This is a genomic window from Pseudomonas sp. P1_F1_2 (assembly GCF_056405815.1).
This window is the reverse complement of record NZ_JBFUBK010000014.1, coordinates 14,815-39,471: the sequence shown is the minus strand read 5'-3', so window position 1 is coordinate 39,471 and position 24,657 is coordinate 14,815. Positions and strand designations below refer to the sequence as shown.

22 protein-coding genes, 1 other RNA gene and 1 pseudogene are annotated in these 24,657 nt (G+C 55.3%); 12 read left to right on the top strand and 12 right to left on the bottom strand.

Going from position 1 to position 24,657, the window contains the following annotated elements; genetic code table 11:
- Positions 1-120 precede the first annotated feature (120 nt).
- From AC1D2P_RS06430 to AC1D2P_RS06395, 8 genes are all read left to right on the top strand, one after another.
- Complete coding sequence (locus AC1D2P_RS06430) at positions 121-945, top strand: (Fe-S)-binding protein (protein WP_477758416.1); 825 nt, start codon at positions 121-123, stop codon at positions 943-945.
- Complete coding sequence (locus tag AC1D2P_RS06425) at positions 942-2,396, top strand: LutB/LldF family L-lactate oxidation iron-sulfur protein (protein ID WP_477758415.1); 1,455 nt, start codon at positions 942-944, stop codon at positions 2,394-2,396. Before AC1D2P_RS06430 ends, AC1D2P_RS06425 begins: the two co-directional genes overlap by 4 nt.
- Positions 2,396-3,067, top strand: coding sequence for a LutC/YkgG family protein (locus AC1D2P_RS06420; RefSeq protein ID WP_477758414.1), 672 nt, complete (start codon positions 2,396-2,398; stop codon positions 3,065-3,067). The genes AC1D2P_RS06425 and AC1D2P_RS06420 overlap by 1 nt, the downstream gene beginning before the upstream one ends.
- Positions 3,064-5,874, top strand: coding sequence for an FAD-binding and (Fe-S)-binding domain-containing protein (locus tag AC1D2P_RS06415; RefSeq protein WP_477758413.1), 2,811 nt, complete (start codon positions 3,064-3,066; stop codon positions 5,872-5,874). The genes AC1D2P_RS06420 and AC1D2P_RS06415 overlap by 4 nt, the downstream gene beginning before the upstream one ends.
- A gap of 200 nt (positions 5,875-6,074) precedes the next feature.
- Positions 6,075-6,350, top strand: a complete 276-nt coding sequence (locus AC1D2P_RS06410; RefSeq protein ID WP_046031906.1) for a hypothetical protein — start codon at positions 6,075-6,077, stop codon at positions 6,348-6,350.
- Between the two features lie 294 nt (positions 6,351-6,644).
- Complete coding sequence (locus AC1D2P_RS06405; RefSeq protein ID WP_077430897.1) at positions 6,645-6,896, top strand: hypothetical protein; 252 nt, start codon at positions 6,645-6,647, stop codon at positions 6,894-6,896.
- A 114-nt stretch (positions 6,897-7,010) separates the two neighbouring features.
- Positions 7,011-7,408: a transfer-messenger RNA gene (gene ssrA / locus AC1D2P_RS06400) on the top strand.
- Between the two features lie 187 nt (positions 7,409-7,595).
- On the top strand, positions 7,596-8,852 hold the full coding sequence (locus AC1D2P_RS06395; protein ID WP_046038677.1) for an integrase domain-containing protein: 1,257 nt from the start codon (positions 7,596-7,598) through the stop codon (positions 8,850-8,852).
- 146 nt (positions 8,853-8,998) lie between these two features.
- Here the strand turns inward: AC1D2P_RS06395 and AC1D2P_RS06390 are convergent, their stop codons facing one another.
- The 5 genes from AC1D2P_RS06390 to AC1D2P_RS06370 all read right to left on the bottom strand — a co-directional run bounded on the left by AC1D2P_RS06390 (position 8,999) and on the right by AC1D2P_RS06370 (position 13,574).
- The gene (locus tag AC1D2P_RS06390) at positions 8,999-9,268 is read right to left on the bottom strand and encodes a hypothetical protein (protein WP_046038675.1); all 270 of its coding nucleotides are present in this window, start codon (positions 9,266-9,268) and stop codon (positions 8,999-9,001) included.
- Positions 9,265-10,245 (bottom strand): integrase domain-containing protein, encoded by a 981-nt coding sequence (locus AC1D2P_RS06385; RefSeq protein ID WP_046038673.1) that lies wholly within the window; start codon positions 10,243-10,245, stop codon positions 9,265-9,267. The genes AC1D2P_RS06390 and AC1D2P_RS06385 overlap by 4 nt, the downstream gene beginning before the upstream one ends.
- Positions 10,229-10,582, bottom strand: a complete 354-nt coding sequence (locus AC1D2P_RS06380; RefSeq protein ID WP_046038671.1) for a hypothetical protein — start codon at positions 10,580-10,582, stop codon at positions 10,229-10,231. The genes AC1D2P_RS06385 and AC1D2P_RS06380 overlap by 17 nt, the downstream gene beginning before the upstream one ends.
- Positions 10,569-11,966, bottom strand: a complete 1,398-nt coding sequence (locus tag AC1D2P_RS06375; protein WP_046038669.1) for a YfjI family protein — start codon at positions 11,964-11,966, stop codon at positions 10,569-10,571. Before AC1D2P_RS06375 ends, AC1D2P_RS06380 begins: the two co-directional genes overlap by 14 nt.
- A gap of 1,071 nt (positions 11,967-13,037) precedes the next feature.
- Positions 13,038-13,574 carry a LasR-specific antiactivator QslA gene (locus AC1D2P_RS06370; RefSeq protein ID WP_046038667.1) on the bottom strand — a complete coding sequence of 179 codons (537 nt, stop codon included), beginning with the start codon at positions 13,572-13,574 and terminating at the stop codon, positions 13,038-13,040.
- Positions 13,575-14,109: 535 nt separating this feature from the next.
- On the opposite strand from AC1D2P_RS06370, the gene AC1D2P_RS06365 reads away from it, so the two are divergent.
- Positions 14,110-14,442 (top strand): hypothetical protein, encoded by a 333-nt coding sequence (locus AC1D2P_RS06365; protein WP_046038755.1) that lies wholly within the window; start codon positions 14,110-14,112, stop codon positions 14,440-14,442.
- Between the two features lie 323 nt (positions 14,443-14,765).
- Here the strand turns inward: AC1D2P_RS06365 and AC1D2P_RS06360 are convergent, their stop codons facing one another.
- The 6 genes from AC1D2P_RS06360 to AC1D2P_RS06335 all read right to left on the bottom strand — a co-directional run bounded on the left by AC1D2P_RS06360 (position 14,766) and on the right by AC1D2P_RS06335 (position 22,817).
- Positions 14,766-16,385, bottom strand: coding sequence for a type I restriction-modification system subunit M (locus AC1D2P_RS06360; RefSeq protein ID WP_046038666.1), 1,620 nt, complete (start codon positions 16,383-16,385; stop codon positions 14,766-14,768).
- Positions 16,386-16,390: 5 nt separating this feature from the next.
- Positions 16,391-17,515 carry an AAA family ATPase gene (locus AC1D2P_RS06355; protein WP_046038664.1) on the bottom strand — a complete coding sequence of 375 codons (1,125 nt, stop codon included), beginning with the start codon at positions 17,513-17,515 and terminating at the stop codon, positions 16,391-16,393.
- Entirely contained in the window at positions 17,515-18,735 is a 1,221-nt protein-coding gene (locus tag AC1D2P_RS06350) for a restriction endonuclease subunit S (RefSeq protein WP_046038662.1), read from the bottom strand. Before AC1D2P_RS06350 ends, AC1D2P_RS06355 begins: the two co-directional genes overlap by 1 nt.
- Positions 18,725-21,733, bottom strand: coding sequence for a type I restriction endonuclease subunit R (locus tag AC1D2P_RS06345; protein WP_185754754.1), 3,009 nt, complete (start codon positions 21,731-21,733; stop codon positions 18,725-18,727). Before AC1D2P_RS06345 ends, AC1D2P_RS06350 begins: the two co-directional genes overlap by 11 nt.
- Before the next feature lie 195 nt (positions 21,734-21,928).
- A complete protein-coding gene (locus AC1D2P_RS06340; RefSeq protein ID WP_404942348.1) occupies positions 21,929-22,072 on the bottom strand; it encodes a hypothetical protein in 144 nt (47 codons plus the stop codon).
- 481 nt (positions 22,073-22,553) lie between these two features.
- A complete protein-coding gene (locus AC1D2P_RS06335) occupies positions 22,554-22,817 on the bottom strand; it encodes a hypothetical protein (RefSeq protein WP_046031887.1) in 264 nt (87 codons plus the stop codon).
- 216 nt (positions 22,818-23,033) lie between these two features.
- On the opposite strand from AC1D2P_RS06335, the pseudogene AC1D2P_RS06330 reads away from it, so the two are divergent.
- The 3 genes and pseudogenes from AC1D2P_RS06330 to AC1D2P_RS06320 form a co-directional block, all read left to right on the top strand.
- Positions 23,034-23,108: pseudogene (locus tag AC1D2P_RS06330) on the top strand (hydrolase); the annotation flags it as partial.
- 51 nt (positions 23,109-23,159) lie between these two features.
- Positions 23,160-23,363, top strand: a complete 204-nt coding sequence (locus AC1D2P_RS06325) for a hypothetical protein (RefSeq protein WP_109787515.1) — start codon at positions 23,160-23,162, stop codon at positions 23,361-23,363.
- Between the two features lie 329 nt (positions 23,364-23,692).
- A complete protein-coding gene (locus AC1D2P_RS06320; RefSeq protein ID WP_477758412.1) occupies positions 23,693-24,001 on the top strand; it encodes a DUF6124 family protein in 309 nt (102 codons plus the stop codon).
- Positions 24,002-24,131: 130 nt separating this feature from the next.
- Here the strand turns inward: AC1D2P_RS06320 and AC1D2P_RS06315 are convergent, their stop codons facing one another.
- Complete coding sequence (locus AC1D2P_RS06315; RefSeq protein WP_046031885.1) at positions 24,132-24,554, bottom strand: organic hydroperoxide resistance protein; 423 nt, start codon at positions 24,552-24,554, stop codon at positions 24,132-24,134.
- Between the last annotated feature and the right edge of the window lie 103 nt (positions 24,555-24,657).

Sequence of the window (24,657 nt, the reverse complement as noted above, 5' to 3'; positions counted from 1 at the left end):
CGGACCACGATTCCGGCGTCAGCAATTCACAACCCGGTCTGCAAGGCTGCTGAAAGCTTCCCTCTCTATATTCAGCAGCCTCAGCGGACGGATAACCGGGACCACCCGGAGACACGCCTGATGAGCGAGCTTTTTTACAACGCCGTGCCGAATGCGACCCGCGTCGCCCCGCCACTGCACGAGCCTCGGCAATACCCTAGCGAGAAACCGTCACGGGTTTACCTGTTCGGAACCTGCGTGGTGGACTTGTTCTACCCCGAAGCCGGGATGGACGCGATTCACTTGCTGGAACGCGAAGGTATTCGTGTCGAGTACCCGCAAGGGCAAAGCTGCTGCGGACAACCGGCCTACACCTCGGGTTACACCGAGCAGGCAAGGACGGTGGCGCGCTCGCAACTGGCGCTGTTTGCCGGGGATTATCCGGTGGTGGTGCCGTCGGGATCGTGTGCCGGGATGTTGCGCGAACACTACGCCGACTTGTTCAAGGACGAGCCGCAGACGTTGAAACAGGTTCAGGCCTTGGCGGCCAGGACGTATGAGCTGGCCGAGTTCCTGCTGTTTGTCTGCAAGGTGCAGCTCAAGGACAGCGGCGAGCCGGTCAAAGTGGCGCTGCACACGTCGTGCTCGGCACGCCGCGAAATGAACACCCACCTGCACGGTCGCGAGTTGTTGGCGCAATTGAGCAACGTAGAGCGGGTCAATCACGATCACGAAAGTGAATGTTGTGGCTTTGGCGGGACGTTCAGCGTCCGTATGCCAGACATTTCCGGTGCGATGGTGGTGGACAAGACCCGGTCGTTGAAGGAGTCCGGCGCGCACAAGGTACTCAGTGCCGACTGCGGTTGCCTGATGAACATCAACGGCTCGCTGGAGAAACAAAAGGAAACGCTGCGCGGCCAACACCTGGCCAGTTTTCTCTGGCAGCGAACCGGAGGTGCCCGATGAGCACTTCCACGATTATTCCTACGGTTGCCGTAGAAGAGGATTTTCGCACCCGGGCTCACAAGGCTTTGGACGACAAGCAACTGCGAAACAACTTTCGCACTGCGATGGATTCACTGATGACCAAACGGGCAGCGTCCTTCAGCGATGCCCACGAAAGAGAACATTTGCGAGCGCTGGGCAATGCTGTCCGCGCCCGTGCGTTATCCAAGTTGCCCGACCTGCTCGAGCAGCTTGAACAGAACCTGACCCGCAACGGTGTGACAGTGCACTGGGCGGAAACGGTGGACGAAGCCAATGGCATCGTCCTCTCGATCATCCGCGCTCACGAGGGGCGGCAAGTGATCAAGGGCAAATCGATGGTCAGCGAAGAGATGGAGATGAACCATGTCCTCGAGGCTCAAGGCATTGAATGCCTGGAGTCGGACATGGGTGAGTACATCGTCCAGCTCGACCACGAGAAGCCTTCACACATTATTATGCCGGCGATCCACAAGAATGCCGGTCAGGTCGCGTCCTTGTTCCACGACAAACTTGGCGTGGAATACACCAAGGACGTTGACCAACTCATTCAGATCGGTCGCAGAGTCTTGCGGCAGAAATTCTTCGAAGCGGACATCGGCGTCTCCGGCGTCAACTTCGCCGTGGCCGAAACCGGCACCCTGTTGCTGGTGGAAAACGAAGGCAACGGGCGCATGACCACCGCTGTCCCACCCGTGCATATCGCCGTGACCGGCATCGAAAAAGTCGTGGAAAACCTGCGTGACGTGGTGCCACTGCTGTCGCTGCTGACCCGCTCGGCGCTGGGCATTCCGATCACCACCTACGTCAACATGATCTCCGGCCCACGCCAGGAGCATGAACTCGACGGCCCCCGGGAAGTGCACCTGGTATTGCTCGACAACGGTCGCAGCCAGGCGTTTGCCGACAGCGAATTGCGCCAGACCCTGAACTGCATCCGCTGCGGTGCCTGTATGAATCATTGCCCGGTCTACACCCGAATCGGCGGCCACGCCTATGGGGAGGTTTACCCTGGGCCTATCGGAAAAATCATCACGCCTCACATGGTCGGCCTGGCGAAAGTCCCGGATCATCCCAGCGCTTCATCGCTTTGCGGTGCTTGCGGCGAAGTCTGCCCGGTAAAAATTCCTATCCCTGCATTGCTGCGTCGCCTGCGGGAAGAGAACGTCAAAGCCCCGGACAGCCCGAATCAGGTCATGCGCGGTCAAGGCAGCAAGTATTCGCGCAAGGAACGGTTCATCTGGAACGCCTGGGCCAGGCTCAACAGTTCGCCGACGCTTTATCGCCTGTTCGGTTTCTTCGCCACTCGCCTGCGCGCCCTCACGCCAGACAATGTCGGCCCCTGGACGCAAAACCACAGCGCGCCAAAGCCCGCCGCCCGCTCACTGCACGACATGGCCCGCGAACACCTGGCCAAACAGGGAGACCGTTGATGAGCGCCAAGCAAAACATCCTTGCCAAGTTACGGAAAAGTCTGACCGGCACTACGCCCGTGCCTGACGAATTCGACGTCGGACTGGTGACCGCGCCCTACACCTACACACCTGAACAACGCATTCCACAACTGCGCAAACTGATGGAAGCGGTGCACACCGAAATCCATCTGACCTCCAGTGAAGCCTGGCCCGCATTGCTCGCCCAACTGCTGCGTGATCGCCAGTTGCCAAGCCTTTTGATCGCACCGACGACGCCCCACGGCCAACGCATCACTGCGCACTGGGCGAATCATCCTGAGCTGCCGACGCTCAAAGCCTACGATCGTCCGGTTGAAGAATGGAAAGCCGAGCTGTTCAACGATACCCCGGCCAGCCTCACCGGCACCCTTGGCGCCATTGCCGCAACCGGCAGCCTGATTCTCTGGCCGACGCGTGAAGAACCGCGCTTGATGAGCCTGGTACCGCCGGTGCATTTCGCCCTGCTCAAGGCCAGTGAAATCCGCGACAACTTCTATCAGGTGCAGCAGGAATTCAATTGGGCCCAAGGCATGCCGACCAACGCTTTGCTGGTATCCGGCCCGTCGAAAACTGCGGACATCGAACAAGTCCTGGCCTACGGCGCGCATGGACCGAAAGACCTCGTGGTGCTGATCCTGGAGGACCAATGAGTCTACCGACGGCGTTCCTCAGAGATGCAGAAAAACTGATTCCCCACGAGCGACGTTTCGACGACCCGCTATCGACCCTGGCCTTCGGCACTGACGCCAGTTTCTATCGGCTGATTCCGAAACTGGTGATTCGCGTCGAATCGGAAGACGAAGTGGTCTCGCTACTCAAGCTGGCGCAACGGGATCACGTCCCGGTAACGTTCCGCGCCGCCGGCACCAGCCTGTCTGGTCAAGCCATCAGCGATTCGGTGCTGATCGTGCTGGGGGACAACTGGAATGGTCGCGAAATCCGTGGCCAAGGCACGCAAATCCGTCTGCAACCGGGCGTGATCGGCGCGCAGGCCAACGCCTGGCTGGCACCGTTCGGCCGCAAGATCGGCCCGGACCCGGCCTCGATCAACGCCTGCAAAATCGGCGGTATCGTCGCCAACAATGCCAGCGGTATGTGTTGCGGCACGGCGCAGAACACCTATCACACCCTGGCCGGCATTCGGCTGGTGCTGGCCGATGGCAGCCGCCTCGATACCGAAGATTCGGCCAGTGTCGCGGCGTTTCGCCAAAGCCACGCCTCGTTGCTCGAACGCCTGGCGACCTTGGGCCGCGAGACCCGCGCCAATGCTGAATTGGCTGCGAGAATCCGCCACAAATACCGTCTGAAAAATACCACCGGCCTGTCACTCAATGCGCTGGTGGATTTCGACGAGCCTGTGGATATCTTGAGCCACTTGCTGGTGGGTTCCGAAGGCACCCTCGGTTTTATCAGTGCCGTGACGTACGACACGGTGATCGATCACCCGAACAAGGCGTCCGCGCTGATCGTGTTCCCGGATGTGGAAACCTGCTGCAATGCCGTCAGCGTGCTGAAAAGCCAGCCGGTGTCAGCGGTGGAATTGCTCGACCGCCGCAGCCTGCGCTCGGTGCAAGACAAACCCGGCATGCCGTCTTTCGTACAACACCAGTCGAATAATGCCTGCGCGCTGCTGATCGAATCCCGCGCCGCATCGTCCACTTTGTTGCAGGAACAACTGGCGCAGATCATGGCGTCGCTGTCTTCGTTCCCGGTGGAGAAACAGGTCGACTTCACCGAAGACCCGGTGGAAAACGCCCGTCTCTGGGCGATCCGCAAAGACACCTTCCCCGCCGTCGGCGCCGTGCGAAAAACCGGCACCACGGTGATCATCGAGGACGTGACGTTCCCGGTGGAACAACTGGCCATCGGCGTCAATCGCCTGATCGAGTTGTTTGACAAACATCACTACGACGAAGCGATCCTTTTCGGACACGCACTGGAAGGCAATCTGCACTTTGTCTTCACCCAAGGCTTCAACAACCCGGAAGAAGTCGCACGCTATCAAGCGTTCATGGACGACGTGGCGCAGTTGGTGGCGGTGGAATTCGGCGGCTCGTTGAAGGCCGAACACGGCACCGGTCGCAACATGGCGCCGTTCGTTGAGCTGGAATGGGGCAGCGATGCCTACCAATTGATGTGGCAGCTCAAGCGCCTGCTCGACCCCAACGGCATTCTCAACCCGGACGTGGTGCTCAGCGAGGACCCGCAAATCCACCTCAAGCATTTGAAGCCGTTGCCGGCCGCCGACGAGATTGTGGATAAGTGCATCGAATGCGGTTTCTGTGAGCCGGTCTGCCCCTCGAAAGGCCTGACCCTGAGCCCGCGCCAGCGCATTGTGATCTGGCGGGATATTCAGGCGAAAAAGCGTGCAGGCGTTGATACCACCGAACTTGAAGCGGCATACGAATACCAAGGCATCGACACCTGCGCGGCCACCGGTCTTTGCGCTCAACGTTGCCCTGTCGGCATCAATACCGGCGAACTGGTGAAAAAGCTGCGCAGCCGTCACGCAACACGTACGAAAACTGCCAACTGGCTGGAAGGCAATTTCGCCACGGCGCTGCAAGGTGCACGTTTCACTCTGCACGTCGCCAATGGCGCACGGATGCTGCTGGGAGCACCACGCCTGGCGAAACTTTCGGCGTCGCTGACGAAGCTGTCCAAAGGTCAGGTTCCGCAATGGACCAACGCCATGCCGCAGCCGGAAAAAGCCATTCGCTTCAGCCCCACCGTATCGGACGAACGCCCTCGCGTGGTGTACCTGGCGGCGTGCGTGTCGCGGGTCATGGGCCCGGCGGCGGCGGATAAAGAACAGATGTCGCTGTACGACAAAACCCGTGGGCTGCTTGAAAAAGCCGGTTACCAAGTGGTCTTCCCGGACAACCTGGACAACCTCTGCTGCGGCCAGCCATTCGCCTCCAAAGGCTACGCCGAACAGGCCGAACACAAGCGCCAGGAACTGATCGGCGCATTACTGCACGCCAGTCGCGGCGGGCTTGATCCGATTTATTGCGACACCAGCCCGTGCACGTTACGGCTGGTTCAAGACCAGGGTGAAGTTCGACTCGACCTGTACGACCCGGTGCGTTTCATCCGTACGCATTTGATGGATCGCCTCGACTTCACACCGCAGGAAGCGCCGATTGCAGTGCACGTCACGTGCAGCACTCAGCACCTTGGGGAAAGTCAGGCGCTGATCGAACTGGCGCGCAAATGCAGTAAAAACGTGGTGATTCCTGAAGGCATTCACTGCTGCGGGTTTGCCGGTGACAAAGGATTCACGACGCCCGAACTGAACGCCCACTCGCTGCGCACGCTCAAGGATGCGGTTCAGCAGTGCAGCGAAGGGATCTCTACCAGCCGCACTTGTGAGATTGGTTTGACGCAACATGGCGGCATTGACTACCACGGACTAGTCTATCTGGTGGACCGCGTTACCCAGGCTAGGGTGCCCTGATAGCAGGATCTAAAGGAAGAAGCATAGGCATGCCGTGCTTATGCTTCTTGCTGGAAACGACAGATTTAAAGCAAAAAAAAGAACCCTGACGTGCCGCCGCAGTCCACTGACCAAGTCCCGCTAATGCGGGACCTCCTAAAAAATCGGTAGACCGTTTTGATGGCCAGCAATGCCTGGTCCTTCAGTCCAAGGAGAAACACATGAATCGTTCTGTGCTTTTAGGTTTGTTCGTTACTGCTTCCATGATGGCTTCCACTTCGTTTGCGGCCGAAAAAACCCAATGCGATGTCAACCTGCAAACCATTGAAAACGGCAAGGCACAGGTTCCTCAGGAAATGGCGGACCAGGTGGAGGCCTCCGTCAAGCAGGCCAAAGCCGACCAGGCAAAAGGCACCAAGGAAGGTATTGATGATTGCATCGCCGAGACCAACGACATCATCAAGACCATCACCGACGCGCACAAAGGCGGGAAGTAACTCAGCTCCGGGCCAACCTTCGGGTTGGCCTTCTGGGCCGTGCTAGCCCCACCAGATATGAAGCAAACCAAAACCCGTCAATTGCGGGTTTTGTTGCATTTGGGGGTTTGGTAATCCGTTTTAGTGCCATTGCTCCTGTCACACAGTTTTTTCATCGCTTTTCCGCAAAAACCGAATTCCTGTGCCGCGCCGCAGTCTTTTAGATAAGCCCATCAATCGTGGCTGATTTTTCAGACTCGGCCGAGCCGCCCGCCCATGCGGCAGCACCGAGACCATCAGTTCGAGGAGATACCCATGAAACGTACCGCACTCGCTGGTCTGTTCATTTCTGCTGCAATGCTGGCCTCTCCCGTATTTGCTGCGGACAACAACCTGTGTACGAGCAAGCTGCAAGAGCTCGAAGCCAAAGTGAATTCGCTGCCAGCGACCTCCAGCAATGCGCCGGAGATCAAAAGACTGTTGGCCAGCGCCAAGGCTTCACAAGCCGCCAACGATGAAAAAAAATGCGCCACCGAGGCCAGCCAGGCATTGTCGATGGCAAATTGAACAAGGAACCACCCCATGATCAATCGAGGCCAACCTTGCGGGTGGCCTTCTGAGGCGTGTTGGCGTACACTGCAAAGGCTTGTTGCTCACTTTGATTCACGGAGCAACAGGCTCGGGGCCGTTTAGGATTCGACGCCGGTTGCGAAACTTTAGGTGCATGCCGAGTTGGTAACAGAACTCGTAAATCCACTGTTGCAACTACTTATAGTTGCCAATGACGAAACCTACGGCCAGGAATTCTCTCTCGCTGCGTAAGCAGCTTTAGATCCTGAGCTTCTGGTACCTTCGGGTCCAGCAATCACCAGGGGATGTCTGTAAACCCAAAGTGATTGTCATATAGAACAGAATCGCCGTGCAGTACGTTGTGGACGAAGCGGCTAAAACTTACACAACTCGCCCAAAGCACCCTGCCCTTCGGGTCGCTGAGGGTTAACTTAATAGAAACGGCTACGCATGTAGTACCGACAGCGGAGTACTGGCGGACGGGGGTTCAAATCCCCCCGGCTCCACCATTTGATCAACTAAAGACGTCCACGGACGTCTTTTTTTGTGCCTGCAATCCAGTAAATACGGGGGGTTCAGGGCCACGGGAGGCTTTCCAGGCTTTTTGAGTTCCAGGCAGTTTGGTATTCCCAATGGTATTCCCGGCTACCCGGCGCTAATCTTGGGAATACCAAAAGGTGTCATGGAGTACTTCTCATGTGCGCTCAAACCACCCGCCTCTCCGACCGCCAGCTCAAGGCGGTCAAACCGAAAGACAAGGATTACGTCCTCACGGATGGCGACGGGCTCCAACTGCGAGTCAGGGTCAATCGCTCGATGCAGTGGAATTTCAACTACCGGCATCCCGTCACCAAAAATCGAATCAACATGGCACTCGGCTCTTATCCCGAGGTTTCTCTTGCGCAAGCGAGGAAGAAAACCGTTGAGGCCAGAGAGCTGCTTGCACAGGGCATCGACCCAAAAGCTCAGCGCAATGAGCTACAGGAAGCCAAACGAGCGGAAACGGAACACACCTTCGAGAACGTGGCCTCCGCCTGGTTCGAGCTGAAGAAGGATTCCGTCACGCCGGCGTATGCCGAAGACATTTGGCGCTCCCTCACACTGCATGTTTTTCCGAGCATGAAATCAACGCCTCTCTCCGAAGTCAGCGCCCCAATGGTCATCAAGCTCCTTCGTCCGATTGAGGCCAAAGGCAGCCTCGAGACAGTTAAGCGAGTGAGCCAGCGCCTTAACGAGATCATGACCTACGGGGTCAATTCCGGAATGATCTTTGCCAACCCTCTCAGCGGCATTCGAGCGGTGTTCAAGAAACCTAAGAAAGAGAACATGGCAGCGCTACCACCAGATGAGCTTCCGGAGCTCATGATGGAAATCGCGAACGCCAGCATCAAGCGGACGACCCGCTGCCTGATCGAATGGCAGCTACACACTATGACCCGCCCTGCCGAAGCGGCGACTACCCGATGGGCAGACATCGACTTCGAAAAACGCATCTGGACCATCCCTCCGGAGCGAATGAAAAAGCGTCGTCCGCACACAATCCCGCTGACCGAACATGCACTCTCGTTATTGGAGACGCTTAAGCCCCATAGCGGCCACAGGGAATATGTGTTCCCGTCAGATAGAAATCCGCGCACCCACGCGAATAGCCAGACAGCCAACATGGCATTGAAACGAATGGGCTTTCAGGACCGCTTAGTCAGCCACGGCATGCGCTCCATGGCCAGCACAATTCTGAATGAGCATGGATGGGATCCGGAGCTAATCGAAGTCGCGCTGGCGCATGTCGATAAAGACGAAGTTCGAAGCGCCTACAACCGGGCGGATTACATCGAACGCCGGCGTCCGATGATGGCCTGGTGGAGTGAACATATCCAGAAGGCAGCCACCGGCAGCCTGTCGGCATCCGCCATCAATCAAACCAGGGACCGTAACGTCGTGCCGATACGCTGAGCAGGCGACAATTCGTGCAGTGCAGCAGGGCGACTGAAGTGGCGACTGTCGCTAAATCAGCCGCATGCCTGCGCTTCTTCGGCCAAGCCCCTAAGTATGGGAAGGCTCCGCATTCCCATACTTAGGGGCTCACGCTTAAAGATCTATCAGACAACCACGAGTTGCGTCTTTCTGCGGCGGATCAGCCCTGCTGTTAACTCATAGTAATAGATGGTCGCTGGTGCTGAGCAACGCAGGTAGTGCTCTAAAAACCATCTGGTGTGCTTTTCCTTCCAGGACCAAGGGGTCGCACAACTCCAGCGCTCACGAATCGCCTCGTGCATCCTTTCTGCCTGCCTGATATGCCGCTGCCGCGTGGCATGCGCACCTTTGAGCACGGGGCTCAGAAACAACGCCATATCGAACTCGGACTTCATCGACGACCTCCGATGTAGGCACTCACCACGTCGATGCGGTTATGCCCCAACTCGTGGCTGATCTGCTGACGTGCACGCTGATCGAGTGCTCGATCCTCTCGTTGACCACGACCGCCATTGATGGGCGCGGAGAAGCCGGTCAGTTGTTCATAGCGCTCACAGGCGTAAGCCGCCCGCAGTTCATGAAAGCCTTTCAATCCATGCTCATGCATGATGTCCCGCGCCGGTCGTACGATTGTCTGTAAGAAATCTTTGTAGCTTTCATCAGGTGTTAACAGACTCCGACTGCCCTTGGGTGAGGCCTCGCTGGCCCTGTCGAGGGCGCCACGAACTTGATCCGTGACCGCAATCCAACGCGGTGCCGATGCGCCTGATCGACCGCCTTTGGTGCCGTCCTGGATATTGATCTTGCCCAGTTGCCGAGCCTCACGTTGCAGCCGGGGCAAGTCCGCCAAGATCGCTTCACGCAGGCGCATGCCGGTCTCCCGAGCGAGGAGCACGATGGCACTCACCCTCAGTTGCTGTCGCTCTGACAGCGCTTGCGCAATCAGCCTGACCTGCACACGGTCTTGGCCTTGTGGCGCCTCACTACGCACGCTTGAGCGCTGCAAGCCAAGCGCCTTACTTGGACTCGGGATTTTGACGTATTGATCACCGCGCAGCGCAGCCATCGTTCGGTTCACGCTGGACAGTCGGTTCTGCGCGGTAGCGATGCCGACGTTGCCCTGATCAACCTGCTCCCGCACGTGGACGGCGTACCGCATTAGGACTTCGCGGTCGATCTGTCGCGCATCATTGAGCCTCGGCCCTTCCTCGGATAGACACCAACGCACGAAGGCCTGCCAGCGATCACTATGGGCTTTGACGGTAGCAAAATGGCCGTCGCCAAACAGCTCTTTCAGTGCTTGCGGTCCGGCATAGCTGAGCTGGCGACCGTAGCCGAAATTGCGCCCTGCTCGCTTACCGACCCGAGCCATTTTTCTGTTCCTGATCGGCTGCTGCGAGATCATGCAAAAGGGCTCGCCAGTGCGCACTTACAATCGCGAACTGAGCCCAATCAGTCGGGCGAAAACACAGCGTGTTGTCGGTGACGTAAAGATGCGCGCCCTGCTCTTCCAACCATTGGATAATGGAGGTCGTCGAGGTGATAGTTCTATGGAGGGTGGCGACACCGGCGACAACGGCGACACCCCTTGCCTTGCCTGCCTTTGAGCGTGGCGACAAAGTGGCGACAGTACCGGCGACAAATCGCACTTTCGGCTCCTTTTGGCGTTGAGCCAGATGGTTGCGCAGCGCTTCATCAAGATTGAACATGGCGCACCTCGAAGGTGTGGCCGTCGGAGATCAACCACTGATGATCAATCAACTCGACCAGCAGCTTTGCGGCATGACGACTGCTCTTGCGGGCAAAGCGGGGACCGTTGCGATTCAGATCTCGAATACTGAAGCGCTTCCAATCCTTGACCTGCAGCCAGCGCAACAGCCGGTCCGCCTCTTCTTTTACCCTGCACACCGGCTCCTGCTCGGTCAGGCGCTGCATCTCGGTGAGGTAGTAGCCAACTAAGGCCGAGGCCCGCTGGATATGGTCGACCTCCACGACACTGCTCTCCTCCACAACGGCCAAAATGCCGGCGACGCGCAAAAGGTTGTCGGCGGCCTTCGAACCGCTGGGCCGCACGCTGGCGAGCTCGCCAAACTCACCCAGTTGAGCTTCGATAGCATCATGCAAATCAATCCAGCGACGACGCGCGAGCGGACTGAGGCTCAGCTTTGACAGTTGCAAGGCTCCGTCAGCGGAAAGTGACCAAGGCTGATAAAACAGAGCCGAAAGGCGGTGATGATAGCGCTTGAGGGCAGCGTCTTTGGACAAGTCGACAGCCTGGTAGCTACGTTGCCCGGCTAGACTGGTGGGCCAGGTCATCAAGCAGCGCCCTAGAATGCCTTGCCCCTGCAGCAACGGGTCACTGAGTAACTGCATGGCCAAATACGGTTGCAGCATCAGGTGCAGGCTCAAGCGTCGGTCATAGGCTCGCAAGCTTTCACCAACCATGGAACGCGCGCGATCTATCGGGCTGCCATCCCAGAGTGACGACAAGGTCGTGACCGCTTTCAAACGGTTATCCCGACTCATGGTGCTGCTGCCGAGGAATTGTCCACCCTCATCACAGAACAGACCCATGCTAGGCAGGTCATGACAGAGCCCCTTGATCAGGGCCTCGATAGTCGGGTCCGTGGTGATCAGTCTAGGGGCTGAGGGCTCCGCTTCGAGCGACATTCCGTTTGCGGGCTCAGGATCGCCGGGCTTGATACGCTGCGCCTGTCGCTGTGCGGCACGGTACCGGGCAAGTTGTTCGCGATAGCGCTGCCACTGTTCACGCTCCCATTGCCGTGCTGGCAGCAATGCAAAACGATCTGCCGCGGTCTTGCGATCACCTGACGCGGCCACTGTAATCAGGAACAGCGACAGGGGGTAATTTCGTCCATCGAGTTGCAAGCCCGCATGACCTTGAGTGGCCAGCGCCGAGGCAGCCAAGACCGATTGTGCGGCCAGTGCCTGGGGCACGCCGATGACCTCGGCCATGCGCTCAACCGCAGGCCCAAGAATTCCACCCAGTGCCTGGACCGGATAAGGCTCGGCCACGGGGTTTGACTCAATTAGCGGTCGTGATAGTTCAAGCTTCGGATCTAACTGCTGCATGGGCTCTCTCCTCGGTAATTGCTGGTTGTCCTCACGTAGTCCCGCCACGGCTGTTGAGTGTTATCAGGGATCAAGGCCCCTGCGGCCTGCGAGGTGTTCACTGACGTGGAACGCACGGCTCCTTACGGCCGGGAGCGAGGGCATGACCCCATGAACCTGACCTCCTTGACGTATCCAAAGACACGGGCGGGTGGAGGCTGTACCGACTGACGAGTTCGGCACCTGGAGATCCTGAGTGGGAGAAGGCAAAAACATCGACACCTGGGGCATGCCTGACTGTCAGTCAGATGCAGCCTTTCCTTAGGCTGCGGCACCGGTGCCTGTATTATTGCGGATGGCGACGAATCGGATTTGTCAGGCCGATTGTCACGAGGAGAGTTGCGGCAATGCTTTGTACGACGTGGCTTGCAGCAGTGGTACGAGCGCCCGTCTCTTTCAAGGAGAAAGAGACGGGCGCGGATTGGCGCAGCGAAGTGTGCCGAGAGGTGAGGTTGCTGCAGTGCAGCGAGGAAGGTCCATCGTCTGCCGCGGTGGGCAGATCAGTCGAGTAGGCGTCCATCACTCTTGGGGAGTGACCGTGCGAGCCGCCGGACGCTAATCGCACTTCGGAAGAACCACCACACAAGTGGCGTAGCCTTAAAGGTTCTGGCTACCTGGGCTGGTGCTGTCAACGACAGCGGTCCGTGCGCCAATTTTTACACCCACGCGAAAAGTCGCGTCAAGCATCATGGCAAAAGCGCTCAGAAAATGGCGACTGTCGCCACTTTTGTCGCCACGCTCCAGGCCCCATTCTGCCAGGGTTGTCGCCGGTGTCGCCGGTGTCGCCAACTCTCGAGCATAGCCCCACGACAACCCCCGCTCTGACGCTCTGGCACTGCGCGATACTCGATAGAGATCACGGGCAATTAATGACGGATAAACAACGGCGTGGCGCTAATCATATTTGAAATGGGAGGGTGGAACGAGGTGGCTTCAAGAAAGAGCGGGTGAACCCTCCGATCGGCGCGATCAAAGATCGCTGGATCGGAGGGTTTGGCGGGAAAAGCAAAGTCTCAAACGTCAATTAGAGCCTCAAGCATCGAAACTTGTTGGTCGGGATGCCGCGACTTCACGAAGGTTGATCAGCGTCTGCTGCAAACGCAGGAGAAAACCGGCCTCGAACGCTTCCTGAAAATCACCTGGACGATGACGTTTTCGATTCTGCGACAGCGCCCACCATAATGGTAATGATGAGCCTTCAAGCCAGGTCTCAGCACACCGAACGCCATCCTTAATCGCCGGAGCGAACTCATCACCCCAGGGGGTTTGAATCGCGGGCGAACCTTCTGCGGACGGAACAGAGACGTACTCACCGATCTGTTGATGAACGCGCTGAGCCGGGATGCCAGTCAAATAGCGAAAGGCCTTGTCGAAAAGCACTGCCGCGTCATCCAGCAGTTCTACGGCCAGCTCAACGTCCTGCGGAAAATGAAGCAGAATACTCTGCGCTCCATTTAGCCGAAGCGTGGCAGCCTGCCGTAGTTTAACTGCGGCATCTTCAGGGGTAAGCGATGCAGTATCGATGGTGTTGGGTTTGGGAAGGCCGATTAGAAGCGAGAGATCAAACATCACGGAATCCTCCGAGATAGTTTGAAGTACAAAACAAACGGCCGGGGTGGCGCACGAGCTTAAAAGGGGGACAGGGCATTTTCCTTATCTCCTCGGACAGTTAAGGAACCGTCCACCCAGCCGTTCTGACACGAAATGGGTGGCGGACCGTACGGGGGTCAGAAACCGGCGTCCGAGGGAACCGGCCAGGCCGAAGCCTGCCCCGCACGGACCGCCATAGAAAAGCGGCAGCTAAGCCTCTGTAAGCACTTAATTGCTGGCTATGGCGCCATGCGCCTCGAACAATTCAGGTTCTGACACCCGGTCACGGGACTGACCGCGACGGACAAAGCGTAAATGTGAAGCAGCGACAACACAAGCATGCAGTATCAATAAGATATGCGTCCGAACGAAGGCTGCCGGCCAGACGCTGATGCTCGCAGGTATCTGGTGGCCCTCTATCGCCTCAGGTCTGACCCAACGACGATTTACCGCCGAGTCCGGCCACACTGATAGAATCGATCAGGCTGTACATAACACCCTTCTGAGAAATGATATGAATATAGAGTTGACGGAAGAAGAGATGCGCCGGGCGCTATTCAGTGAGTCTAAGTCCCCTGCACCGGCAATTAACTCACACGTGCAAGACACCGTTCCGGATGTCGTGACCGTGCAACCGGTAAAGGCAGCGAAGAAAAAGAAAGCGTCAAAAGCCTTTACGCCCAGGCTGAGAGTCACGCTGCGGGTGGGAAATGAGTTTGAAGGCAAAATGCACGAGGAAGTACATGAGGTCGATACACTGAGCACCCTAGTTGCGGAGCAAGAAGCTAAAAAGACGGCTAGAAAAAAATTCAAGTTTGTGGAGGTTATTTCGGTCAAGTCGATGTAAGCGGCCATTCTAATTTGGCCTTGAATCGCTTGCTGTTACCGCGAGTCGCCCAACCGGCGAGTTCGTGTCGCTTGATCACTTAAACCTCAGTTACGGTGATGGTATCGCTAGTTTTACAGTACAGTATCATTCGCAGTATCGTCCCTAGCTGAACGCTCCCCCGATGCCGAGGGTACCGATAGGCATAAACCGGCCAAAAGCGGCCGGTCGGCCCTATAAATAAATCGTCCCCTTTTAATCTTTCAGTTATTTGTAGACGCATAACGAGGCATTATTCTCTATTTAGTGCCTTGTTGTGCTAATTCGTTGAGTCGTCTCGCGGTTCACATTAAGCATGGCAGGCCCAGCTCTTTCAGAAACACATTGTGTTTGTCCCGTGCCGCTTGAATGGTTTCTTCTAACGTAGCCAGTTTGTCATTCACGGCTTGTAGGTTAATGTCTGTCTCTGCGCTCGCGGTAGTGATGTAGCGGGAAATATTCAGGTTGTAGCCGTTCTTTTCAATCTCCCCCATCTCCACCCTACGAGCATAGCGGGGCTCCTCTTTACGGAACTGGTAAGTATCGATGATCTTGGCGATGTTCTCATCGGTCAGTTGGTTCTGGCGCTTACCTTTGATGAAGTGTTCAGCCCCGTTGATAAACAACACGTCGTCCGGTTGCTTGCACTTCTTGAGCACAAGAATGCAGACAGGGATACCTGTGGAATAAAACAGGTTAGATGGCAAGCCGATCACGGTATCGATGTGGCCGTCTTTTAGCAGTTTGGTGCGGATGCGCTCTTCAGCACCGCCACGGAATAACACACCGTGGGGCAGGATGATGGCCATCACGCCTTCGTCTTTCAAAAAGTGAAAGCCATGCAGCAGAAAGGCAAAGTCGGCAGCCGATTTAGGTGCTAGTCCGTGGTTTTTGAAGCGCACGTCATCGGCCAGGGCTTCCGTGGGGTCCCAGCGGTAGCTGAAGGGCGGGTTAGCGACAATGGCATCAAACGTGGGTTTTTTAGCAGGGTTTAGCTCGCGTAGAATGCCCCAGTCGTTGCTCAAAGTGTCGCCATGGTAAATCGCGAACTCGGTGTCCTTCACCCCGTGCAGCAGCATGTTCATGCGGGCCAAGTTATAGGTGGTGATGTTCTTTTCCTGGCCATAAATCTTGCCAATGCCATGCTGCCCCATGCGCTTGCGCACGTTAAGCAGCAGCGAGCCGGAACCGCAGGCGAAGTCCAACACACTTTCCAAGCGCTTTTTGGGCCCGGTTTTGGGGTTTTGGCTGTCAAGGGTGACTATAGCGGAAAGGATGTCGGAAATTTGTTGGGGGGTGTAGAACTCGCCCGCCTTCTTGCCTGAACCAGCGGCAAACTGGCCGATCAGGTATTCGTAAGCATCGCCCAGTGCATCACTATCTGTGGAAAAGTCTGCTAGGCCCTCGGCGATCTTTTGGATGATGGTGCAGAGCTTAGTGTTGCGCTCCGTATAGCTCCTGCCCAGCTTGGGGGACCCCAGATCGATTTCCGAGAAAAGGCCTTGGAAGGTGCTCTCAAAGGACTCGGTTTCGATGTATTTAAAGCCCGCTTGCAGCGTAGTGAGCAGATCATCGTCCTGAGTGCGTGCCATATTGGCGATGCTGTTCCATAGATGTGCCGGCTCGATGACGTAATGCACTTTGCGGCGCATCTGCTTCTCGAAGGCGGGGATGTCCGCCTTGTTCTCCTCATACCAGACTTGAAGAGGAGTCGCTGCCCCCGTTTTTAGCAAGGCGTCAGTGGGCAACTCTGGATAGTCTTTTCCAAGTTCCTTCTTCGCCGCTATTTCATAGTTGTCGGAGAGGTAACGAAGGAAGAGGAAGGACAGCATATAGTCGCGAAAATCATCCGCATCCATAGCTCCGCGCAATTGATCGGCAATGGCCCATAGGGTTTTTCCGAGTTTCTTTTGGTTTTCGGTCATAGTGATTAATTCGTTTCGCTGGAAAACAGCGCTTCGTTAAAAGGGTAAGTGGCAATAAAGTTTCTGAAGATTTTTTGGAAGTGCTCTTTGTTTTCGCCCATCATTTCCCTCGGCTCGTATATCGAATAATCGCCATGACTCATTAGATCAATGATTCTTTTGTGTAAAGTTTTATCTTGGTCATCATTCTCAATTTTGATGCAGTCATCCCAGCTATTCAAGTCGAAAAAATTCGCTGTTTGCTCCATTACGCGGCGCAGCATGTTGAAGTGGTGCGTATATATGGCACCTGTGGCAATTGACTCATTAAGTTCAGCCAGTGTCGCAAGGTGGTGTAGGAATGGCTTGCTGGTTGTGTCCTCAAGGATATAGTTTTCTGGAGCCGCCCCCTTTTTGACAAAGTGACGATAGGCCTTCTTCTTCAGTTCGTTGCTTAGGACGTTAAAGAAGAGAACATGGTGCGATGAAATAACTGTTCTAGGCATCTTGTCTGTTTTGGTTAACAATTGCGCCAGATGATTGGCAACGGTTATTGCGTTATGCTCGTCGAGAGAGGAGATTGGATCGTCGATATAAATGTACTTTACCCAGCTATAAGATTCTGTGTCATCCAGCACTAACTGAACAACGGCGAGAAAGAAGCACCAGATGAAGATATTTTCTTCACCTCGGGAAATTTTAATATGAGTTTCCATCTTGGTGCGTTCTTCTAGAGGGCTGGTTGCGTTCTCATCGAAGTTTGGATTAGGTATTTTTCGAGAAAAGACAACTTCCCAATTTTCGGTGTCAATTCGGAAGTCGAAGTCCGCATAGCGAGCAAGAAACGGGCGAATTCGCGTTTCCATCTCCAGCTCCCACAGTGCGGTGATGAACCGCGAGTTGCGGTTTATTTTAAGCTTCCGCTCTCGGTCTTCCTCAAGGTCATTATCCCAGTAAAACAGGTCCTCGGTGAATGCGTTGAAATAAAGTGTGTCAGGCTCGCCATCAATCTTGCCAAGGTCTTTGAATGTTGTAGAAAGACGTGTTTTTCCAGTGCCATTGAAAGCGTAGAGAATAACAATTTTTTTAGTATTCAATGCATCTCGTAAGTGGAGTGCTAAATTCGTTAAATTAGCAAAAGAAGAAGGCATCAGACGTCGATCTCTGCAAATAATGGGAAGAGCTGCTGCATCAAGCCCATTTTGTGGGCCTTTATGGCTTCAAGCTTAAGACTTTGGGTAACGATCAGGTCACCAAGTGATGACAGGCAGGCAGAGATCTTTCGTTGTTCCAGATCGGATGGCACCAGAATTGGCAGTTTTTTTAAGATACTTCCAGTTATTAGTGGCTGACCCGAACCGAAGATGAGTCTGTTTATATTGATGCTTTCCAGGTAGTAAAAGATAAAATCAATATTGATTGAAGGCTTTAGGCTGACCACAATAGTATTGTCAGTTACGCCAAACGAACCTTTTGCTTTGGTTAATAGGCCAGCATTTGCTCCAACTCTGGCGATTAGTATTCGTTCGCCGCTAAAGCTTGGGCTTGTCGTTTTTCCGATGATGCTAGTCGATCCGTAAAGATCAAAAGCTCCTTCAGGATTGAGCTTATCTCGACCCGATGAAATACTGATGCAAAGACTATCGAGCTTATTTACGATCCATGATTCTCGGAAGCCAGAAAAGCGCAGATTAGGTTGGGTTTCGCCTTCGCGTGGGAAAAGCTGCTGCAGCAGCCCTTCTTTATGGGTCTTGAGCGCGTCCACTTTGCTGCGTTGAGCGACTATCAATGCGTCCAGTGAATTCAGACAATCAGCGATTTTTTGTTGTTCGTCTGGTGACGACACAGGCAAAGGCATTGCCATAAAGTCGTCGCTTGATATGGCCATCCTATCGTGGCGTGCACCAGTGCTAGATGCCTGCCGCATATAGGTGTGCCAGCCGGTAGTCTTGAAAAAATGTTCGTAAAAATCGTTCCTATCGTCTTTGAATTTAAAGACTGTATATAGCGGCGACATTACTCCTGTGCCAATTTTGTTCTTTGATATGGGGCCTACTGGCGCTGTTGACGATATGCGTGGGTTGTAGACGTAGCAGCCCAGCCCAACAACAAAATAGCCTTCAAGTTTTCCTTGCGTAGCGATGTCCTTATCAAAAAAATCTCTCTGATCTACTACACCAAATTCAGCAGAATTGGTTAGCACACGATCAATTTTTTCGTCTCGATTTTTCTGTTTAGCACGAATCGCCAAGCGATTTAGAGGGGTAAACTTCCAGCCCTCTGCCTGCCGAAACTCCGGAAACCGCAGTTTCGGCACCAGCGTGGGCGTGCTGTCTTCCATCGAACTGGTTGTATTTGTCTTACTGCTCATACGCGCTAAGTCCTGATATTTCGCGGCCTTGGGCGCGTTTAATAAGTAGGTCGTGGAGTTCTTTCATCAACGCCAGCTCTGCTTGGGCGCGTGCTTTCCAGCCGAGGTCGAGCGGGGCCATCAGGTCACTTAGCTGGTCGCCGTCGAAGATCATGCGTTGCAGAATGCCATCCACAAAACCTTGTAAGGCTGCTGGGGCCAGGTTGTGTTTGTCTGCGATAGCGGCGAGTTCGGCGGTGTCTTTGTGTTGCTTGAAGCGGCTATAGCCGTCCCGGATAGCGGTTTCGCTCAGCCCCTCACCGGCCTTAAGAGTAGCGATATAGGCGGCAATGTCCTCGCGCTCGTTGATAAACTTGGCATCAGCCTGAATCAGGCCAATCAGCTGTTCGCGGCTCATTTTCTGCTTGCTGGGCTCTTGCTGCGAGAAGCGTGACATCAGCCCCACGATGTAGTCGTAGTCAATAACGGTGGAGGCGAAGAGCACGAACTCGAAATCGAGCTGGTCAACTGCATTGGCTTTGCCATCTTTGTCTTTGCTGTGCTTATCTTGCTGAGCCTTGAGGCGCTGGGCTGTTTCCAAATAAGCACCGCGAAAGCCCAGCAGGTTTTCCTTGGGCAGGATGTGCTCAATGGCAGCGGCGTTGTCTTCAGTGAGGTCGGTATATTGGTCAAGCTGGGTTTTGAGACGCTGCACTTCCTTGAAGTGGCTAATAAAAGCAGCGCGGGCATCGTCTCCTTTTAGGTTATTCACGGCCTCCGGTGCGCAGGCCACGCCTTGCGATTGCATAAAGTCATCAAGCTTTTGCACGGCAGCCTGTAGTTTTTCAATAACTACGGGAGCCTTGTCAACTAGCCAGATTTCGCGGGCCTGTTTGCCGGATTGTTCGCCGGAGAACCGGGTAATCGCGATATCTACAGCATCTTGCTGCTGGCGGAAGTCAAGAATGTTGCCGTAGGGCTTGGTGCTGTTAAGTACGCGGTTGGTACGCGAGAACGCCTGGATCAAACCGTGGTACTTGAGTTTTTTGTCCACGTAGAGCGTGTTCAGGTATTTGGAATCGAAGCCAGTGAGCAGCATGTCGACCACGATGGTGATGTCGATTTTCTGCGTATGTGGGTGGTCAGCATTGGGCCACTGTTGGTCTTTGATGCGCTTTTGCACGTCTTGGTAATAGAGGTCGAACTCGCTGATGCTGTGGTTGCTGCCATAACGGGCGTTGTAGCTACCCAGGATGGCTTTGAGCGCTGCTTTTTTGCTTTCTGGGTCTTCTTCGTTGTCCTGCTTTTCTTGCGGCAGGTCTTCCTGAATCTGCTTTACGTCCGCATTGCCTTCAGCTGGCGGCGAGAATACACAGGCGATATTCAGCAGCGGGTAGTCAGGTTCGGCCAGTTGTTTGGCATGTTGCAACTCGGCAAACAGGCTATGGTATTCGATGGCGTCGTTGATGCTGGCCGTAGCCAAAATGGCATTGAAACGACGCTGGGAGGTGGCCATGTCGTGCTTAGCGAGGATGGCTTCGATTACGGCTCGCTTGGCCAAACCTTCCCCAGGCTTGGGCATTTTTTTGCCCTCTGGTTTAAAGTAATCGATATGGAAGCGCAGCACGTTGGCGTCTTCAATAGCGTGGGTGATGGTGTAAGCGTGCAACTGCTTCTGAAAAAGCTCTTCTGTGGTTTGGTAAGAGGCCTGCTGGTCTTCCACTTTTACGCGTGAGGCGTTTTCTTCGAAGATGGGCGTGCCGGTAAAGCCAAAGAGCTGGGCTTTGGGGAAGAACTCCTTGATGGCTTTGTGGTTCTCGCCAAACTGGGAGCGATGGCATTCATCGAAGATGAACACAATGCGTTTGTCGCGCAGTGGGGCCAACTGCTCTTTGTAGGTGAGCTGGTCGTTCCGTTTGCGCTGCTTGTTACGTCTACTGTTTTCATCCAGCGCGAGGCCGAGCTTCTGGATGGTGGTGACGATAACTTTGTCAGCGTAGTCCTCGGACAGCAGCCGACGCACCAGCGCAGCGGTGTTGGTGTTTTCTTCGACGCAGCCTTCCTGGAACTTGTTGAATTCTTCACGGGTCTGGCGGTCGAGGTCTTTGCGGTCCACCACAAAGAGACATTTCTCGATCTCTGGGGTGTCCTTGAGCAAGGTAGAGGCTTTGAAGGACGTGAGCGTTTTGCCGCTGCCGGTGGTGTGCCAGATATAGCCATTGCCGCAGTTTTGCTGGATGCACTCGACGATGGCTTTGACTGCATAGACTTGGTACGGGCGCATCATCATGAGCTTTTGCTCGCTGGCAATGAGCACCATGTAGCGGCTAAGTGTTTGGCCAAGCGTACATTTGACGAGGAAGGTCTCGGCGAAGCTGTCGAGGTAGGTAATCTTTTTATTTGCCTCGTCAGCAAACTGATATATGGGCAAGAAGCGCTCATCAGCGTTAAACGAGAAATGACGGGCGCTATTATTGGCGAAGTAGTAGGTGTTGTCGCGGTTGCTGACGATGAACAATTGCAGGAAGCACAGCAGCGTTTTGGTGTAGCCGTTGCCGGGGTCGTTTTTGTATTCGACGATCTGCTCCATGGCGCGCCGCGGGTTGATACCCAGCGTTTTGAGTTCCACTTGAACGCACGGAACACCATTGATAAGGATTAGGACGTCGAAGCGGTGGTGGCTGTTGTCGGTGTTGATGCGTAGCTGGTTAACCACCTCAAAGGTGTTTTTGCACCAGTCTTTGATGTTGACCAGTGTGTAGTTCAGAGGAGTGCCGTCTTCGCGGGTGAACGCATTACGCTCGCGCAGGGTGCGCGCCGCCGCAAACACATCAGGGGTGACGATCTCGTCGAGCAGGCGTGCGAATTCGCCATCAGTGAGGCGAACGCGGTTGAGTGCCTCGAATTTATCGCGAAAGTTGCGCTCCAGTGAGGCGCGGTCTCTGATATCTGGGCGGTAGGTGTATTTGAGCTCAACTAGCTTGTCTATAAAGCCTTGTTCGATTCTTTGCTCACTCATTGATGGTGCTCTGCGATCTTCATATGGCCCGTAGTAAAACATGACTATTGTGATTCGCCACATGTTAGCTGGAAAGGGCCTGCGTTCGTAGTTCGTAGGATCAGTTGAGCTGCGTGATACCCATCATTGTTTTTGCTGTTGCCGCGATCGCTGCCGATGGGTATCGCTTCGCTCAACACATCCTACGGCGCACGTTTAGCCCAAGCCTCGCTCCGTCCAGGCGCGCGCTACGCTGTGATGCAGAATCCCGTGGCGCTCGGGCAGGGCTGTGCGGTCTTTGTCGTAGCCGCCGATCAGCCCTACCGCGGGAATGTCGCTGCCCAGGCAGCGGTTAGGCACGGCTTCGTCGCGGACGACGACCGCCCACTTCTGGCCGATTTCTGCCTGTCGTCACCGGCAGCTATACGCAGTTAACTGCCAACCATGGTTACGAAGTGTGCTGGTCAACTCCGATGCAATCGGTGGTCAGATCGAATGCAAACGGGTGGCCAATTTCGCACGGCATTCCAGGTGGTATTCCAAGTGGTATTCCAGCCAAAAACAAAAACCGATATTAATTTTATAAATCAATAACTTAATTAACAGATTCAGATTACCCCGGCCCACCAAATACGAAGCAAGACAAAACCCGCCAAGTGCGGGTTTTGTTGCATCTGGGGTTTGGAAAATTGCGGAGGATTGTTGTGGCGTCCTGTCGACTCACGCCCACATCGGCGACTTATCAGCGGCATCCTCTCCGGCACTCTGCCGACCGCTCGAAATCCCTGATCGCTTGACCGACGCGTGGAGCGATTGGCCCACTGGCAGACCACGTTCACGATCAGTACTTGATGTCCCGGGCTGTGCGACGGGTATCTTGCTTGGTACTGCGCTTGTCCTGGCGACACTCTACGTTGCTCTTGTCATTGCCCTTTCTACACTCATCCTTGGTTTGCCGGGCATCGGAGCGCCCTTCCTGCCGGGTATCGCGAGCATCACGCCGTTGTTCACCCTGCTCGGTCGCGTAGGCGGGCAGCGTCACCCACTGCACGCCAGCGGCGATGAGCAGCGTCGCCAAGGCTTTCAAGTAGTGCTTGCGAATCATCATTTTTCTCCCATTTTTTATCGCTCAGTCGCTTCGTTTGCTCACCGAAGAACTCAGCGAAAACGTGTGTTACAGCGTGCGCTCACAACTCTCAAAGCACTTTGCGGTATGTGAAATCTGACGATATGGACAGACAGGCAGTGGCGCAAGGCTGTTATCTGCATGATTGCAAGATGGACATCGGTAACGACTCAGTTTGTTCTATGAAAACCCCAAGATGCGGGGTTACAGCCAACGTTGATTACGGATTTGACCGTGGGCTCATCACTGGATCGAACCAGCGGGCTGGGCAGCCCAACACAATCGGGCCTATGCTGGCGTTCTATTCGCAAGGAAGCCGCCATGAAATTCAAAATGCTGATTGTCGCGTTAACCCTCTCCCTGACGTCCGGTTGCGCGTACTACAACGACCGCACCACGGACACCAACAAGAACGGGCGGATTGCCTGTGATGCCGAGCCGGCCAATCAGCCGGGCTGTTATACGAAACAGTCGAAGGATTGGAATTGGGGTGGGTTGAAGTTTGGGGTCGGGGCTTCGAATTAGTTTCGGGTCCTACAGACGCTGTGATTTTTGGAGAGATTTCCGACAGGTTTTGGCGGTTGTTGGGTGGGAAGCAGAGCCCGTAGGCTTTGTCGGTCGCTGCGCATCAGCGATCGGGTGTGGAATCCCGAGATAAACATACTTGCCCCCATGGCATACTGCGGCGCTTTTTCAGGCGCAGTTTTAAGTTATGGCGGCTGTGCGTGGGAGGCCTTCGGGCCTGCCGGGTTTTGTCCGTTTATCTCGGTTATTCCACCCCGCGCACAGTTGCCACCCATTCGAGTGGAATCGGAGCAGTGGCAGCGCCTATGACTCAACGGACGATATTTGCCATGATTAAAGAAACCCCAAATCCGCCTACTGCGGACGACGCGCCCCCCTGCTCCGCCCTCAAATCCCCCGCATCCCGCAAACCCAGCACGATGTTTTTCGTTTCGCCAGATATCAACGACGAAGACCTGTTGGCGCATGCCTGTGAGTCATTGGCTTCGGCGAGTGTGATGACGAGTAATTTTGCGGGGCATCTGGAAGGGCCGCATCGGCACACGGCGATGGCGATTCAGCAGATTGTGATGCTGGCGGAACTGGCGGTGAACCGGATGCTGGATAACGTTGAGTTGCCAAAGTCACCACACTGCTAGTCCCCTGTGGGAGTGAGCTGCTCACGATGGCGGTGTGTCATTCGATATCCATATTGAATGAACCATCGTCATCGCGGGCAAGCCCGCTCCCACATGGGTCAGGTGTATGACTGAAATTTCTTCATCACACCTAAACCACCTTCAACTCCACCTCAACATGCCCACGGGTCATCCGCGAATACGGGCACATCTGATGCGCCGCCTCAGCCAGTTCACGCTTCACCCCCGCCTCCAGCCCGGGAATGTTGACGTTCAGCCGGACCGCCAACTGAAAGTCCCCGGCACTGGTTTTGCCCAGGTCCACCTCTGCATCCACCGAGGTATCTTCCGGCAATTTGATTTTCATCTTGCCCGCTGCCACCTGTATCGCGCCGATGAAACAGGCCGAATAGCCCAGTGCAAACAGTTGCTCCGGGTTGGTGCCGGGCTTGCCCGAACCGGGGGAGCTGAAGGTGACGTCCAGCTCGCCGTCGCTGGATTTGCCAGTGCCGGTGCGGCCACCGACGGTGTGGGTTTTTGCGGTGTACAGAACGGTTTCCAGTGCAGTACTCATGGTCGTGACTCCTGAAGGGAAGCGACAGAGTAGGCAAGCCTAGCAGTGCAATCCCTGTTCACAGGCGACGTTGGTCGGATGAAAAAAAGGCACTGGGCGATCA

What these genes read in the sequence shown, in the direction of transcription:
- AC1D2P_RS06430 (WP_477758416.1), top strand. Translation starts at nt 121, where the DNA reads ATGAGCGAGCTTTTTTACAACGCCGTGCCGAATGCGACCCGCGTCGCC.
- AC1D2P_RS06425 (WP_477758415.1), top strand. Translation starts at nt 942, where the DNA reads ATGAGCACTTCCACGATTATTCCTACGGTTGCCGTAGAAGAGGATTTT.
- AC1D2P_RS06420 (WP_477758414.1), top strand. Translation starts at nt 2,396, where the DNA reads ATGAGCGCCAAGCAAAACATCCTTGCCAAGTTACGGAAAAGTCTGACC.
- AC1D2P_RS06415 (WP_477758413.1), top strand. Translation starts at nt 3,064, where the DNA reads ATGAGTCTACCGACGGCGTTCCTCAGAGATGCAGAAAAACTGATTCCC.
- AC1D2P_RS06410 (WP_046031906.1), top strand. Translation starts at nt 6,075, where the DNA reads ATGAATCGTTCTGTGCTTTTAGGTTTGTTCGTTACTGCTTCCATGATG.
- AC1D2P_RS06405 (WP_077430897.1), top strand. Translation starts at nt 6,645, where the DNA reads ATGAAACGTACCGCACTCGCTGGTCTGTTCATTTCTGCTGCAATGCTG.
- AC1D2P_RS06395 (WP_046038677.1), top strand. Translation starts at nt 7,596, where the DNA reads ATGTGCGCTCAAACCACCCGCCTCTCCGACCGCCAGCTCAAGGCGGTC.
- AC1D2P_RS06390 (WP_046038675.1), bottom strand. Translation starts at nt 9,268, where the DNA reads ATGAAGTCCGAGTTCGATATGGCGTTGTTTCTGAGCCCCGTGCTCAAA.
- AC1D2P_RS06385 (WP_046038673.1), bottom strand. Translation starts at nt 10,245, where the DNA reads ATGGCTCGGGTCGGTAAGCGAGCAGGGCGCAATTTCGGCTACGGTCGC.
- AC1D2P_RS06380 (WP_046038671.1), bottom strand. Translation starts at nt 10,582, where the DNA reads ATGTTCAATCTTGATGAAGCGCTGCGCAACCATCTGGCTCAACGCCAA.
- AC1D2P_RS06375 (WP_046038669.1), bottom strand. Translation starts at nt 11,966, where the DNA reads ATGCAGCAGTTAGATCCGAAGCTTGAACTATCACGACCGCTAATTGAG.
- AC1D2P_RS06370 (WP_046038667.1), bottom strand. Translation starts at nt 13,574, where the DNA reads ATGTTTGATCTCTCGCTTCTAATCGGCCTTCCCAAACCCAACACCATC.
- AC1D2P_RS06365 (WP_046038755.1), top strand. Translation starts at nt 14,110, where the DNA reads ATGAATATAGAGTTGACGGAAGAAGAGATGCGCCGGGCGCTATTCAGT.
- AC1D2P_RS06360 (WP_046038666.1), bottom strand. Translation starts at nt 16,385, where the DNA reads ATGACCGAAAACCAAAAGAAACTCGGAAAAACCCTATGGGCCATTGCC.
- AC1D2P_RS06355 (WP_046038664.1), bottom strand. Translation starts at nt 17,515, where the DNA reads ATGCCTTCTTCTTTTGCTAATTTAACGAATTTAGCACTCCACTTACGA.
- AC1D2P_RS06350 (WP_046038662.1), bottom strand. Translation starts at nt 18,735, where the DNA reads ATGAGCAGTAAGACAAATACAACCAGTTCGATGGAAGACAGCACGCCC.
- AC1D2P_RS06345 (WP_185754754.1), bottom strand. Translation starts at nt 21,733, where the DNA reads ATGAGTGAGCAAAGAATCGAACAAGGCTTTATAGACAAGCTAGTTGAG.
- AC1D2P_RS06335 (WP_046031887.1), bottom strand. Translation starts at nt 22,817, where the DNA reads ATGATTCGCAAGCACTACTTGAAAGCCTTGGCGACGCTGCTCATCGCC.
- AC1D2P_RS06325 (WP_109787515.1), top strand. Translation starts at nt 23,160, where the DNA reads ATGAAATTCAAAATGCTGATTGTCGCGTTAACCCTCTCCCTGACGTCC.
- AC1D2P_RS06320 (WP_477758412.1), top strand. Translation starts at nt 23,693, where the DNA reads ATGATTAAAGAAACCCCAAATCCGCCTACTGCGGACGACGCGCCCCCC.
- AC1D2P_RS06315 (WP_046031885.1), bottom strand. Translation starts at nt 24,554, where the DNA reads ATGAGTACTGCACTGGAAACCGTTCTGTACACCGCAAAAACCCACACC.